At 75.6% G+C, this 12,733-nt stretch carries 17 protein-coding genes and 2 pseudogenes; 11 read left to right on the forward strand and 8 right to left on the reverse strand.

Features of this window, described 5'->3' with window-relative positions; all coding sequences use genetic code 11:
• Nucleotides 1-135: 135 nt before the first annotated feature.
• From Sya03_RS26425 to Sya03_RS31315, 4 genes and pseudogenes are all read left to right on the forward strand, one after another.
• Nucleotides 136-678 (forward strand): HNH endonuclease, encoded by a 543-nt coding sequence (locus Sya03_RS26425; protein ID WP_203941098.1) that lies wholly within the window; start codon nt 136-138, stop codon nt 676-678.
• Nucleotides 591-776: pseudogene (locus tag Sya03_RS31910) on the forward strand (NAD(P)-binding protein); the annotation flags it as partial. The gene Sya03_RS26425 and the pseudogene Sya03_RS31910, both read left to right, overlap by 88 nt.
• A gap of 169 nt (nt 777-945) precedes the next feature.
• Nucleotides 946-1,500, forward strand: coding sequence for an FAD-dependent oxidoreductase (locus Sya03_RS31310; protein WP_239107855.1), 555 nt, complete (start codon nt 946-948; stop codon nt 1,498-1,500).
• Between the two features lie 26 nt (nt 1,501-1,526).
• On the forward strand, nt 1,527-1,829 hold the full coding sequence (locus tag Sya03_RS31315; RefSeq protein WP_503167690.1) for a hypothetical protein: 303 nt from the start codon (nt 1,527-1,529) through the stop codon (nt 1,827-1,829).
• Here the strand turns inward: Sya03_RS31315 and Sya03_RS26435 are convergent.
• The gene (locus Sya03_RS26435) at nt 1,775-2,635 is read right to left on the reverse strand and encodes a class F sortase (protein ID WP_239107857.1); all 861 of its coding nucleotides are present in this window, start codon (nt 2,633-2,635) and stop codon (nt 1,775-1,777) included. The two genes, Sya03_RS31315 and Sya03_RS26435, sit on opposite strands and share 55 nt — an antisense overlap.
• A gap of 1 nt (nt 2,636) precedes the next feature.
• Nucleotides 2,637-3,140 (reverse strand): hypothetical protein, encoded by a 504-nt coding sequence (locus Sya03_RS26440; protein WP_203941100.1) that lies wholly within the window; start codon nt 3,138-3,140, stop codon nt 2,637-2,639.
• A 218-nt stretch (nt 3,141-3,358) separates the two neighbouring features.
• Here Sya03_RS26440 and ctaJ point away from each other — a divergent pair, with 218 nt between their 5' ends.
• Complete coding sequence (gene ctaJ, locus Sya03_RS26445) at nt 3,359-3,652, forward strand: aa3-type cytochrome oxidase subunit CtaJ (RefSeq protein WP_442475964.1); 294 nt, start codon at nt 3,359-3,361, stop codon at nt 3,650-3,652.
• 118 nt (nt 3,653-3,770) lie between these two features.
• Complete coding sequence (locus Sya03_RS26450; protein ID WP_239107875.1) at nt 3,771-4,130, forward strand: DUF5130 family protein; 360 nt, start codon at nt 3,771-3,773, stop codon at nt 4,128-4,130.
• 27 nt (nt 4,131-4,157) lie between these two features.
• Here the strand turns inward: Sya03_RS26450 and Sya03_RS26455 are convergent, their stop codons facing one another.
• Complete coding sequence (locus Sya03_RS26455) at nt 4,158-4,721, reverse strand: Uma2 family endonuclease (RefSeq protein ID WP_203941102.1); 564 nt, start codon at nt 4,719-4,721, stop codon at nt 4,158-4,160.
• Between the two features lie 80 nt (nt 4,722-4,801).
• Nucleotides 4,802-7,336 carry an aminopeptidase N gene (gene pepN, locus Sya03_RS26460; RefSeq protein WP_203941168.1) on the reverse strand — a complete coding sequence of 845 codons (2,535 nt, stop codon included), beginning with the start codon at nt 7,334-7,336 and terminating at the stop codon, nt 4,802-4,804.
• 178 nt (nt 7,337-7,514) lie between these two features.
• Between pepN and Sya03_RS26465 the strand changes: the two genes are divergently transcribed.
• The 5 genes from Sya03_RS26465 to Sya03_RS26485 all read left to right on the forward strand — a co-directional run bounded on the left by Sya03_RS26465 (nt 7,515) and on the right by Sya03_RS26485 (nt 11,142).
• Nucleotides 7,515-8,141 carry a mycothiol-dependent nitroreductase Rv2466c family protein gene (locus tag Sya03_RS26465; protein WP_203941103.1) on the forward strand — a complete coding sequence of 209 codons (627 nt, stop codon included), beginning with the start codon at nt 7,515-7,517 and terminating at the stop codon, nt 8,139-8,141.
• A 99-nt stretch (nt 8,142-8,240) separates the two neighbouring features.
• Nucleotides 8,241-8,468 carry a hypothetical protein gene (locus Sya03_RS26470; RefSeq protein ID WP_203941104.1) on the forward strand — a complete coding sequence of 76 codons (228 nt, stop codon included), beginning with the start codon at nt 8,241-8,243 and terminating at the stop codon, nt 8,466-8,468.
• A 50-nt stretch (nt 8,469-8,518) separates the two neighbouring features.
• Nucleotides 8,519-9,718, forward strand: coding sequence for a DUF1015 family protein (locus Sya03_RS26475; RefSeq protein ID WP_203941105.1), 1,200 nt, complete (start codon nt 8,519-8,521; stop codon nt 9,716-9,718).
• Between the two features lie 2 nt (nt 9,719-9,720).
• Nucleotides 9,721-10,635: an alpha/beta hydrolase gene (locus Sya03_RS26480; RefSeq protein WP_203941106.1), complete on the forward strand. Its 915-nt coding sequence runs from the start codon at nt 9,721-9,723 to the stop codon at nt 10,633-10,635.
• 24 nt (nt 10,636-10,659) lie between these two features.
• Nucleotides 10,660-11,142: a ribose-5-phosphate isomerase gene (locus Sya03_RS26485; protein ID WP_203941107.1), complete on the forward strand. Its 483-nt coding sequence runs from the start codon at nt 10,660-10,662 to the stop codon at nt 11,140-11,142.
• Here the strand turns inward: Sya03_RS26485 and Sya03_RS31915 are convergent.
• From Sya03_RS31915 to Sya03_RS31335, 4 genes and pseudogenes are all read right to left on the reverse strand, one after another.
• Nucleotides 11,139-11,648, reverse strand: coding sequence for a hypothetical protein (locus tag Sya03_RS31915; RefSeq protein ID WP_239107876.1), 510 nt, complete (start codon nt 11,646-11,648; stop codon nt 11,139-11,141). The two genes, Sya03_RS26485 and Sya03_RS31915, sit on opposite strands and share 4 nt — an antisense overlap.
• Nucleotides 11,649-11,672: 24 nt before the next feature.
• A pseudogene (locus tag Sya03_RS31325) lies at nt 11,673-11,855 on the reverse strand (sterol carrier protein domain-containing protein); the annotation flags it as partial.
• A gap of 39 nt (nt 11,856-11,894) precedes the next feature.
• The gene (locus Sya03_RS31330) at nt 11,895-12,545 is read right to left on the reverse strand and encodes a GNAT family N-acetyltransferase (RefSeq protein ID WP_239107859.1); all 651 of its coding nucleotides are present in this window, start codon (nt 12,543-12,545) and stop codon (nt 11,895-11,897) included.
• Nucleotides 12,530-12,679, reverse strand: a complete 150-nt coding sequence (locus Sya03_RS31335; RefSeq protein WP_239107860.1) for a hypothetical protein — start codon at nt 12,677-12,679, stop codon at nt 12,530-12,532. The genes Sya03_RS31330 and Sya03_RS31335 overlap by 16 nt, the downstream gene beginning before the upstream one ends.
• Nucleotides 12,680-12,733: the final 54 nt, after the last annotated feature.

A 12,733-nucleotide genomic window follows, 5' to 3' on the forward strand; every position in this document is an offset into this window, starting at 1 on the left:
CCGGGCCCCGATTAGTGCTCGCAATTCCGTCATTCATCAGGGACTATTGGCGCACGGGCTCGGGTGATCGCCGGAGCCGGACCTCGATCCAACGCGTCTGGGAGCGGCAGATACACCACTGAAAGGGTGAGCGCGATGCCTGACATACGACCCACGGTTGGCTCCTCCGCGCTTGTCCTCAACGCGACGTACGAGCCCCTGTGTGTCGTGTCAGTGCGCCGGGCGACGATCCTCGTCCTCACCGGCAAGGCGGTCGGTGTCTCCGACGGTGACGGCATCCTGCACAGCGCCCGCCACGAGCTGCCCATCCCGTCGGTCATCCGCCTCTCGCGGTACGTGAAGGTGCCGTACCGCACCCACGTCGGGCTGTCCCGCCGGGCCATCTTCGCCCGCGACGGCTGGCGGTGCGCGTACTGCCGCGGCCCCGCCGAGACGATCGACCACGTGTTCCCCCGCAGCCGCGGCGGCCTGCACGCGTGGGACAACGTGGTGGCGGCGTGCGCCAAGTGCAACCACAGCAAGAGCGACCGCACCCCGGCCGAGCTGGGCTGGCGCCTGCCCACCCCGCCGGCGGCCCCGAAGGGGCTGGCGTGGCGCGTCCTGGGCCACCGCACGCCGGACCCACGCTGGGCCGACTGGCTGGACCTGCCCACCGCCGCCGCCGCCGAGGCGGCGTAGTTCTGCGGGTCGGCATCGTCGGTGGCGGCATCGGCGGCCTGACGCTGGCGCACGCCCTGCGCGGGCGCGGCGCGGACGTGATCGTCTTCGAGCGCGACCCGGCCGCCGGCGCCACCGGCGGCTACCGCCTGCACCTGGATGCGGCGGCGATGGGGGCGCTGCGCCGCGCCCCGCCGCCGGCCGTCCTGGCGGAGCTGGTGACGACCGGCGCGGGCGCCGAGTCGCTCACCCGGTTTCGCGGTCCTCGACCACCGCGGGCGGTGCCGGTTGCGGCTGCCGCTGCCGCCGGACGACGACGTGCTGCTGATCGGCCGCCGCCCGCTGCGCGCCGTGCTGGCCCGCGGGGTGGCGGACGCGGTGCGCTGGGAGACCACCGTGTGTGGCTTCACCGAGCACCCGGACGGCGTCGACGTGCACCTCGCGGGCGCCCGCGACGTGCGGGTGGACGTGCTGGTCGGCGCCGACGGCGTGCGCTCGCGGATCACCCCGGCGCTGACCGGGCGGCCCGCCGCCCGCCCGGCGGGGGTGACGGCGATCGCCGCCCGGGTGCCGCTGGGCGTGCCGGGCGCGCCGCCGGTGCCGGGCGACCTGCGGCACGGCCTGGCGTTCGGCTACGGGCCGCGCGGTGTCGGGGTGTTCCTGGCGCTGCACCGGCCGGGCCCGCGACCGGCGCCCGAGGCGGAGCCGCCGTACCTGGTGTGGTCGGTGGCGGCGGCGCCGGAGCGGTTCTCCGGCGACCCGGCGACGACGAACCCGGCGGGCCTGGTGGACGAGGCGCGGCGGCTGCTGCGCGGCTGGGGCCGTGGGAGTCGGCGCGGGTGACGCTGCTCGGCGACGCGATCCACCCGATGCCGCCGACGGCCGGCGCGGGGGCGGGCACGGCGGTGGTGGACGCCGTGCACCTGGCCGGCGACCTGGCGGCGCTGCCCCCGGCGGCGGCGCTGCGTCGCTACCAGCGCCGGATACTCGGATACGCCCCGCGCGCGGTGGCGGCGGCCGTGCCCGCGCTCACCTGGCAGCGCCGGCTCGGCTACCCGGTGGTGCGGGCGCTGGCGGGCGCCGTGGCGCTGCCACTGGCGGGCGTGGTCGTGCGCGCTCAGGCGTCGCGGCTGTCCACCAGGGACGCGAAGACGACGGTGTTGTCGGAGTAGCCGATGCCCTCGCCCTCCCACCGGCCCGAGCAGGTCACCAGGCGCAGCGACGGGCGGCTGTAGTCGCCGTACACCCGGTCGGCGGGCAGCCGGTCCTTGTCGAAGTGCTCGATGGAGTTGACCTCGAACACCGCGACGGTGCGGTCGGAGCGGGTGACCTCGACCCGCGCGCCCGGCTTGAGCAGCGTCAGGTTGTGGAAGATCGACGGCCCGTCGCGGGTGTCGGCGTGCCCGACGATCATCGCCGGGCCGAACTGGCCGGGCGTGGGGCCGCGCTCGAACCAGCCGGCCTGGTTGTGCCGTTCCAGCGGCGGCACCGCCACGGAGCCGTCGGCGGCCAGACCCACCTTGCGGACGGGGGCCTTCACCCCGATCGACGGGATGGCGATGGCCAGCGGGCGGCTGGGGTCCAGCACGGGGAACTCGCGCGGCGGCGGCTTGTCCTCGCCGTCGAAGGCGGACGACAGGTCGATGCCGGTGGCGTGGCCGACGCCGAGGCCGACGCAGAACAGCCCGACGAGCACCAGCGCGATGGCGAGCGGCCCGATGGGCAGCCGCCAGCGGCCGCGCTGGTGCGGCGGGGCGGGCATGCGGACCCGGCCGCCGCCGATGGCCAGGCGCGGGGGAGCGGCGGGCAGCGCGACCGGGCGGGCGGCCGGCGCGCGCTGCGGCTGGACCGGCGGGCGGCGCAGCACCGAGCGCGGCGTCGACGACGGCGTGCGGCCGGCGGGGATCTGCGGGCCGGGGCGGGGTGCGCCGCCGCCGCCGCCGCGCGGCGCCCGGGGGCTGAAGCGGGGCCCCGTCATGTCAGAACGCGCGCCGCCGGCGGCGCAGGCTCACCGCGCCGAGGACGCCGCCGCCGGCCATCGCCGCGAGGCCGCCGGCGACGAGGACGCCGGGCAGGGCGCCCGGGCCGGCGGAGCCGCCGAAGCCGGTGGCCGGGCCGCGGGCGGGGCGGTCGCGGGCGACGACGTGCAGGGTGGCCGTGGCCTGCTCGCCGTCGGCGCAGCGCAGCCGCACCCGGTAGTCGTCGGCGCGGGTGCCCGCCGGGACGGTCACCGTGGCGGTGAGGAAGCCGTACCGGGGCCGGACGGTGACCGGCCCGTCGAACGCCGCCGACGTGACGGTGGCGGCGGCCAGGTTGTCCTCGCAGCTGGCGCGCAGGCCGACCTGGTCGCCGGCGGGCACGGTGCTCGGGTTGAGCTCCACGAAGACGGCCGCGGCGTGCGCGGGGGCGGCGCCGAGCGCCACCCAGCCGCCGGTCAGCGTCAGCGCCGCGCAGGCGGCGGCGGTCGCGGTCAATCGGCGCATACGGCCCCCTTCGACACCGGGCGGTGGCGGACGGGACGACCGGACCACCGTGGGACGATGGCCGCATTCTCTCACCGTCGGCGGCCGTCCGGGCTAGCCCGCGCCCGGGTGATCACCCGGGTCCCGCGCGGCGGGTTCGCCCGGTGTGCCACCCGACGCGGCGAGGGGCCCCGGTCTCCGCTACCGTGATTCATGTCCGAGTCGACCGCCTGGGGGCGTTGAGCTTGTCCGTTACGAGCACCGTTCTGGTCTTCGTGGTCCTTCCGGCCGCCGTCGCGCTGATCATCGGCGCGCTCGTCGTCGGCGGCTCCGGTACGGGGCCCAAGGCGAAGCGTTACCGGCCGGGCCGGCCGTACGACTTCACCCCGATCTGGTTCCTCTCGTCGCCGTCGCAGGTGACGGACGGGAAGGCCCCCGCGACCCAGCACGGGATGGCCATCGAGTCCGGCGCCGTGACCACGGGCGGCCGGGCTCCGCAGGGCGTTACAGGAGGCGCAAGTGACCGCTGGTGACATCGGCCGGACCGCGGAGAAGCAGGACCCGGACCTCTCGCACGGTCAGCTGACCCACCTCGACTCCCCGGGCGGCGACACCGACGCCGCCCGCCAGGACGACGCGCACGCGGCCGCGCTGGACGGCCCGTTCACGACCCGGCAGCTGCTGCGCCTCGACGAGGCGCTGCGCATCGCCGACCAGGCCACCGGCTTGGTGTTCTCGGTCTACCTGGGCGAGCTCGACGAGCCGGTCCGCGCCCACGCGGAGAAGCTGCACGGCCAGCTGGCCGACCCGGCCCGCGCGGTGCTCATCGCCGTGTCGCCGAACCAGCGCCTGCTGGAGATCGTCACCGGGTCGCAGGCGCGCAAGCGCATCACGGACCGCCAGGCGAAGGTCGCGGCCATGTCGATGGCGGCGTCGTTCGGTGGGGGCGACCTGGCCGGCGGCGTGATCAGCGGCCTCGACCAGCTCGCCACCCAGGCCGGCAAGCACTAGCCCGCGGGGCGCCGTCTTTCCGGGCCGTCAGGCCCAGGCGGTCGGCGCCACCGCCACCCGGTACGGCTCCTCGACGCTGAACCGCTGCCCGGGCTCGACGATCTCGTCGAGCCCGTAGGAGCCGTCCTCCAGCGAGTACAGGTGCGCGATCGCCCGCCCCGAGTCCTGCTCGACGCGCCAGTAGGCGGGGATGCCCGCGTCGGCGTACAGGTCGGGCTTGAGCAGCCGGTCGTAACGCTGGCTGGCCGTGGTCTCCACCTCGACGACGAGCGCGATGTCGGCGGGCCGGTTCCACGTGGCGCCCGACGAGCCGGGCCGGAGCACGGCGACGTCGGGCACCACGTGGCTCTCGCCGATCTGCACGCCGAGCCGCGTGCACGCCCACCAGCCGGCGGGCGCCGCGGAGCGCAGCGCGGTGATGAGCCCGTACACGATGCGCTCGTGCAGGGCGTCCAGCGGCGGCGTCACGTGCAGGGCGCCGTCGATGATCTCGTAGCGGTGGCCGTCCTGGGGGAACAGGTGCAGGTCGGGCTCGCGCCAGGGACCGTCGGGCGCGGTCCAGCGCAGCAGCGTGTCCTGCCCAGTCACCATCGCGGTACCTCCAACGCCGGGGAGTAACAGCGTACTGACCCTGCGTTGTTTCCGGCGCGTTTCCCGGACAACGGAACCGATCAGTTCGACGCGGCGTCCCGCTGCCGCGCCCGCAGCGCCCGCACCACGCCGTCGCGGCCCTCGGCGACCAGCCGGCGCAGCGGGGCGGGGTGCCCGTCCTGCGCCAGCCACGCGTCGGTGGCCGCCACCGTCTCGTCGGTCACCTGGTACGCCGGGTAGGCCAGCATCACGAACTCCTGCGCCGGCTCGCTGTCGCGCCGCGCCCACACGCCGGCCACGTCGGCGAAGAACCGCGCCGCGTACGGCGCCGTCAGCTCGACCTGCGCCGGGTGCTGGAAGCCCTGCAGCAGCGCCCGGTGCAGCCAGTTCGGCAGCGCGTCCGGGCCGGTCAGCCGCTCCCACACCGACGCCTTGTTGTCGGCCGTCGGCACCAGCGCGCGGGCCAGCGCCGCCTCGCGCTCCCCGCTGGCCGTGCGGTCGCCCGCCAGCTCCGCCTCGATCTCGTCCGGCCCCGCCGCGCCCTTCGCGGTCAGCGACTGGACCAGCCCCCAGCGCAGCTCGGTGTCGATCGTCAGGCCCGCCGGGACGCCCTCGCCGGCCAGCCAGCCGCGCAGTTCCGCCAGGTGCTCGTCGCTGCGGGCCGCCGACGCGTACGCCCGCGCCCAGGCCAGCTGGAAGCCGCTGCCCGGCTCGGCGGCCAGCAGCGCGGCGCGCGTCGTGCGGGCCAGCTCGGCCCAGCCGGTCGGCGCCCACGCCGGGTCCGCGTACGAGGTGAGCGTCGCCCCGGCCTGCCGCAGCGTCTGCGTGACCAGGTTGATGTCGCGCTCGGCGGGCAGCCCGGCCAGCACCAGCGCCACGTAGTCGCGGGCGGCCAGCTCGGCGTCGCGCACCATGTCCCAGGCGGCGGCCCAGCACAGCGCCCGCGGCAGCGACGACTCGAACCCGGCGATGTGCTGCACGACGGTGGCCATGGAGCGCTCGTCGAGGCGCAGCTTCGCGTAGGTCAGGTCGTCGTCGTTGAGCAGCAGCACGTCGGGGGCCCGCACGCCCGCCAGCTGGGTGATCTCGGTGCGCTCGCCGGCCACGTCGATCTCCAGCCGGTCCCGGCGCACGAGCCGGCCGTCGTGCAGGTCGTACAGGCCGACGCCGATGCGGTGGGTGCGCAGGGTCGGGTAGTCCGGCGCGGCCTCCTGGCGCACCACCACCGAGGAGTACGTGCCGTCGGCGGCCACCGACACCTCGGGGCGCAGCGTGTTGACCTGCGCGGTCTCCAGCCACTGCGCGGCGAACTTGCGCAGCTCGCGGCCCGACGCGACCTCCAGCTCGGTGAGCAGGTCGTCGAACGTGGCGTTGGCGAACTGGTGCTTGGTGAAGTACGAGCGCAGGCCCGCCACGAACGGCTCCAGCCCGACGTACGCGACGAGCTGCTTGAGCACGCTGGCGCCCTTGGCGTACGTGATGCCGTCGAAGTTGACCTCGACCGCCTCCAGGTCGGGCATCTCCGTGTAGACCGGGTGGGTCGAGGAGAGCTGGTCCTGGCGGTAGCCCCAGTTCTTGCGCACGGACAGGAACGTCGTCCACGCGTCGGAGAAGCGGGTGGCGTGCGTGTTGCACCAGTGGCTGGCCCACTCGGCGAACGACTCGTTCAGCCACAGGTCGTTCCACCAGCGCATGGTGACCAGGTCGCCGAACCACATGTGCGCCATCTCGTGCAGGATCGTGTTGGCGCGCTGCTCGTACTCGAAGTCGGTGACCTGCGAGCGGAAGATGTAGTGCGCCTCGGCGTGCACGACGCAGCCGAAGTTCTCCATCGCGCCCGCGTTGAAGTCGGGCACCCAGAGCTGGTCGTACTTCGGCAGCGGGTAGCGCACGCCGAACTGCTCGTGGAAGAAGTCGAAGCCCTGCTTGGTGATGAGCAGCAGGTCGTCGGCGTCGAGGTGCTGCTTCATCGACTCGCGGCAGTACAGGCCCAGCTCGATGCCGTCGTGGCTGTCGCGCACCTCGTGGTACGGCCCGGCGCACAGCGCGGTGATGTAGGTGCTCATCCGGGCGCTGGTGGCGAAGTGCACGCCGGTGTCGTCGCGGCGCTCCACCGGCATGTTGCTGATGACCTTCCAGTGCGCCGGCACCTGGGCGTGCCACGTGTAGACGCTTTTGAGGTCGGGCTGGTCGAAGCACGCGTACACCCGCTGGGCGTCGGCGGTCTCGAACTGGCTGTAGAGGTAGACCTCCCCGTCGACCGGGTCGACGCTGCGGTGCAGGCCCTGGCCGCTGGCCGAGTAGGCGAAGTCGGCGTCGACGACGAGCGTGTTGCGCTCGGCCAGGCCGGTCAGCGTGAGGCCCGCCTCGGCGGACCAGCCGCCCAGGTCGACGGGCTCGCCGTTGAGGGTGGCGGAGCGCACGGACGCGGCCGCCAGCTCGATGAACGTCGAGGCGCCCGGCTCCGCGCAGGCGAACTCGATGCGGGTGACGGACCGGAAGGTGCCCTCGCCCGCGCCTCCTGAGCCGTCCGTCAGGTCCAGGGCGATGTCGTAACTCGCCACGTCGAGCAGGCGGGCCCGCTCGGCCGCCTCGACCTGGGTCAGGTTGCGCACTCCGGCCACGTTCACACTCCCCATCCACGCGCCGCGCACGACCTCGGTGACGTGCGCGCCTGCTCCGCAGTTTTCCATGCCGACCGCGGGAGTGCGGTACGTGGTCCAGGTCACCTGCCGCCGTGACGATTGCGGGGCAGGATCGAGGGCACATACAGCCTTCGTGGAAGGACGAGACGTGACCGAACGCGGCACCGTCGACATGTGGTTCGACCCCATCTGCCCCTGGGCGTGGATGACCTCGCGCTGGCTGCTGGAGGTCGAGCAGGTCCGCCCGCTCGACGTCCGGTTCAACGTGATGAGCCTGTCCGTGCTCAACGAGGGCCGTGAGCTGCCCGAGGAGTACCGCGACCTGATGGCGAAGGGCTGGGGCCCGGTGCGCGTGTGCATCGCCGCCGCCGAGGCGGTTGGGCCGCAGGTGCTGCGCGACCTCTACACCGCGCTCGGCACCCGCATCCACCTGGGCAGGTACGAGCTGGGCCCGCAGCTGTACCGCGAGGCGCTGACCGAGGTGGGCGCCGACCCGGCGCTTGCCGACGCGGCCACCAGCGACGCCTGGGACGCCGCCCTGCGCGCCAGCCACGACGCCGGCATGAAGCCCGTCGGCACCGACGTGGGCACCCCGGTCATCCACGCGCCCGGCCCCGACGGCGCGGGCACGGTCGCCTTCTTCGGCCCGGTGGTCACGCCTGCCCCCAAGGGCGAGTCGGCGGGCCGGCTGTGGGACGGCGTCCTGCTGGTCGCGGCCACCCCCGGGTTCTACGAGCTGAAGCGCAGCCGCGAGCTGGGCCCGATCTTCGACTGACCGGGCGTCGCACCTCCCGTGCGGGACGCCGGGCCGCGGGCGTGACCCAGGCCACACCGGGCTCGTTGGCCCGGTGTCACCCGCACGGGAGGAACGCCGATGCACGCCTACGCCGACACGTTCGCCTTCGCCGTCGACACCACCGCGCCGGACCTGCCGGCGGAGGTGGCCGCGATGGTCGCCCCGCCGGTCACCGTGACGGCCGGCCCGGCCGCCCCGCCGCGGGTCCGGCCGCCGCGCGTCGAGCTGCTGCTGTACCGCACCGCCGTCCCCGAGTCGGCGCCCGAGACGGCGTCGGCCGGCCGGCACCGCCGCCGGGCGAGCTGATCGGCCGGGGTGTGCGCCGTCACAGGCACCCGCGCCGGTAGCTTGACCGCATGACGGTCGTGCACCCGATCAACCGGGCCTGGATCACCACTGGCGGCACCGGCGCGCAGAACTACGACGAGTTCGCCGACGACGCGGAGATCACCGCGATCATCGCGGCGAACCCGCGCAGCGCGCTGGCGGTCGAGATGCCCCACAAGGCCCCGGAGAGCCTGGGCCACACGTTCCTCGACAGCCTGCCCGCCGCGGCCGCCCGCCTCGCCGAGGCCCGCACCGCCGGCAGCTACGCGCCCGCCGAGAGCGTCGTGGTGCTGTACCGGATCACCGCGCCGGGCGAGCCCGCCGCGTACGGGCTGTGGTGCATGGTCGACACCGACCAGATCTCCACCAGCGCCGACGAGCCGGGCCTGGTCATCCGCAACGAGGACGTGTTCATCGCCAAGGTGCGCGAGCGCGTCGCCCTGGCCGAGGCCGTCGGGTCGCTGCTGTCGCCGGTGCTGCTGCTGCAGACCGGCCGCGGCGACGAGCTGCACGCCGCCCTGGCCGCCGCCACCGAGGCCGCCGGGGCGCCCGCCGCCACCGACGTCGACCAGACCGGCCGCACGCACGCCCTCTGGGTGGTGCCCGCCGGCCCGCTGCAGGACGAGCTGACCGCGCTCGCCGGCGGCGGCGAGCTGGTCGTGGCCGACGGCAACCACCGCAGCCTGGCCGCCCAGACGGGCGACCTGCCGCGCTTCCTCGCCGTGGTCACCACGCCCGCGTCGGTGTCCATCCAGCCCTACAACCGCCTGGTCAGCGAGCTGACCGTGCCGCTGGACGAGCTGCTGCAGCGGCTCACCGACGCCGGCGCGATCATCCAGGAGCGCGCCGACCCGGCCGAGGTGCCGGCCCGCGGCGGCACCGTCCAGCTGTACGCCGAGCACCACTCCTACGAGGTCACCCTGCCGGCGGCCGACGGCGTCCCCGCCGTGGAGAACCTCGACCACGCCCTCGTCGAGCGGGTGCTGCTGCGCGACGCCCTGGGCCTCGACCCGGGCGACAAGCGCATCTCCTACATCGGCGGCGACTACCCGGCCGGGTGGCTGCGCGGCGAGGTCGACGCCGGCCGCGCCGAGCTGGCCGTGCTCATCGCCCCGGTCACGGTCGACGACTTCGTCACCGTCAACCTCGAGCGGCACAAGCTGCCCCGCAAGAGCACCTGGTTCACCCCGAAGGCGCGCGGCGGGCTGGTCCTGGCCGAGCTGGGCTGACCGTGCTGCACCCGCAGGTCGCCGCCGCGCTCGCCGTGCGGCGGCGGCCCACCGCCGACCAGCTCGCCGCCGACCCGGCGGTGCAGCTGGCGGCGCTGCGCGCGGCGATGGAGGCGGCGGTCGACGCCGAGTGCGGGCCGGAGCTGCCGCTGCCGGTGGTCGTCGACGTGGACGCCGACGGGGTGCCGTGCCGGCTGTACGCCACCCGCGCCGACGCCCCGGTGTTCGTGTACGTGCACGGCGGCGGCTGGACGTTCGGCAGCATCGCCACCCACGACCGGCTCTGCCGCCGGGTCGCCGACCGGTCCGGCTGCGCCGTGCTGTCCGTGGGCTACCGGCTCGCCCCCGAGCACCCGTTCCCGGCCGCCCTGGACGACGTGGCGGCCGCGCTGGCGTACCTGCGGCGCGAGGGCCGCGACCTCGGCGTCGACCCGTCGCGCCTGGCGATCGGCGGGGACAGCGCGGGCGGCCACCTCGCCACGGTCACCGCCCGCCGCCAGCGCGACCAGGCGACCCCGCTCGACCACCAGGTGCTCATCTACCCGACGATCGACCCGCTGACGTCGTCGGAGTCGCACGAGACCCTCGGCGAGTACGGCATCGACCGGGAGTCGACCTCGCTGGCGTGGCAGACGTTCGCGCCGCACGCCGCCGACCGGTTCACCCCCGACGTGGCGCCGCTGGCGGCCGACCTGGCCGGGATGCCGCCCACGCTGATGATCAGCGCCGAGTACGACGTGCTGCGCGACGAGAACGAGGAGTACGCCGACGCGCTGCTCGCCGCCGGTGTCCCGGTGGTGCACGTCCGCTACCAGGGCGTCAACCACGGCTTCGCCCGCAAGCTGGCTCTCTACGACGCGGCCCGCGCCGCCGCCGACCAGGTCGCCATGACGTTGCGGGCCGCGCTGCTGTTCTGACGGGCGACCTGCGAGACTGCCGGTATGCGCGTCTACCTGGGATCCGACCACGCCGGATACGAGCTCAAGGTGCACCTGGTCAACCACCTGGCCAAGCAGGGGTACGACGTGGTCGACGTCGGCCCGCACGCCTTCGACCCGGAGGACGACTACCCGCCGTTCTGCCTGCGCACCGGGCAGCAGGTCGTCGACGACCCGGGCAGCCTCGGCATCGTCATCGGCGGCTCGGGCAACGGCGAGCAGATCGCCGCCAACAAGATCGCCGGGGTGCGCTCCGCGCTGGCCTGGAAGGTCGAGATCGCCCAGCTGGCCCGGGAGCACAACGACTCCAACGTGCTCAGCATCGGCGCCCGCCAGCACACCCTCGACGAGGCCACCGCGATGGCGGAGGCGTTCCTGAGCACGCCGTTCAGCGGCAACCCGCGGCACGCCCGGCGCATCGCCCAGCTCGCCGACTACGAGCGCACCCGCGAGCTGCCCGAGCTGCCCGAGCTGCCGCAGGCCTAGCGGCGGGGCAGGTCCTCGCGCGGCACCCAGTTCCGCCGGACGATCACGAGGTGCGCCTCGGCCTCGGCCAGGTGCTCGTCGGTCGGCCGGGCGGCGTCGCGCGCCCGCAGCGCCGCCCCCACGCTGACCTGCGACGATCCGGAACCCACGAGGCCGCGCAGCCCGCGCTCGCCGTGCGGCTCGTCGCCGGCGGCGCGGACGGCGGGGGAGGTGGGCCGCACCGCGGCGGGCGACAGCGGCCGGGCCGGGCCCGCCGGCGAGGCGGGCGAGGTCGGCGCGATCGGCGGCATGGCGGTCGCGGGCGTCGGCGCGGGCCGCGGCGGCGCGGGCACCGGCGCGACCTCGGCCGCCGGGGTGGCATCCGGCGCCGGCGCCGCGTCCGGCTCCTGCCCCGGCTCGTGTCCCGGCTCGTGTCCCGGCTCGTGTCCCGGCTCGTCGAGGCGGTCGACGGCGGGGGTGTCGGGCGCCGGGCGGACCCGCCGGCGCCGCCGTTCGTAGGCGGCCATCCGCCGACGGTACCCGCGCGGCGCTCAGAACACCTCCGTGGCGGCGGGCAGCCGGTGCCAGCCGAACGCCGTGGCCGCCGCGCCGAGCGCCCCGGGCGTCAGCTCACGCACCCGGCCCGCCCGGGCCAGCGCGCCCAGCGACACCCCGCCCAGGTACGCCGACCCCAGGTCGACCACGGGGCACGCCACGTCGGCCGGGGCGTCCGTGGCCGTGCAGGTGGCGCCGTCCGGGCCGCCGGTGAGCCGTCAGCGGCCCGTGTTGACGGCCGGCAGCGGGTCGGTCACGTCGAGCACCACGTCGACCGGGTGCGGTAGCGGCGGGCGGCCAGCGCCGCCGGCACGTCGACAAGCCGCACCCACAGGCTCGGCGGTCAGCTCGCGGGTCAGGTCGATGTCGAACAGCAGCCGCCACAGCGCCGCGTACGCCCCCGGGTCCGCCGCCACGACCTCGCGCACCAGCACCCGGCCCTCGGGCCCGGCCGGCGTCCACACGCCCTTTGTGCGCCACAGCGCGTACCCGGCCGGGCCGTCCGGGCCGTCCACGACGGCGGCGCGCCACTCGGTCGCCCCGTCGCGCCGCTGCGGCGGGTCGGCCAGCACGAAGGCCCACCAGCGTTCGTCGCGGCTCGACCAGCCGGTGCGGTGCGGGCGCTCCCGGTCGTACACCTCGGCGAAGGTCCGCCAGGAGGCGGCGGGGTCGACCAGCCGGACGGCGCCCGACGGCGGCGCCGTGACGCGGACCTCGCGGGTGCGCAGGTCGAGGACGAGCTGCTGGGCGGCCGGCCCGTAGCCGAACCGCGGGTAGATCGGGCTCTCGCTGGCCCACAGCACCGCGACCGGCTCGCGGCCGGCGTCGCGCACCTCGCGCAGCTGCCGCTCCATCATCGCCCGCAGCACGGCTCGACGACGCCGCCCTCGATGCGCGTCAGCTCGTCGTCGGCGGCGTGGTGGAACGCGCCGAACAGCAGCCGGTGCGCCGCCGGCCAGTCGTCGCGGGTGCCGGCCCGCAGGGCCGGGGCCTCGTCGGTCATCACGCCTGTCTATCCGACGGCGCGCGCGGCGGCGACCGGTTTGCGCGCTCGCTA

The sequence above is a fragment of the Spirilliplanes yamanashiensis genome (assembly GCF_016863475.1).
In the GTDB taxonomy this organism is placed as follows: domain Bacteria; phylum Actinomycetota; class Actinomycetes; order Mycobacteriales; family Micromonosporaceae; genus Spirilliplanes; species Spirilliplanes yamanashiensis.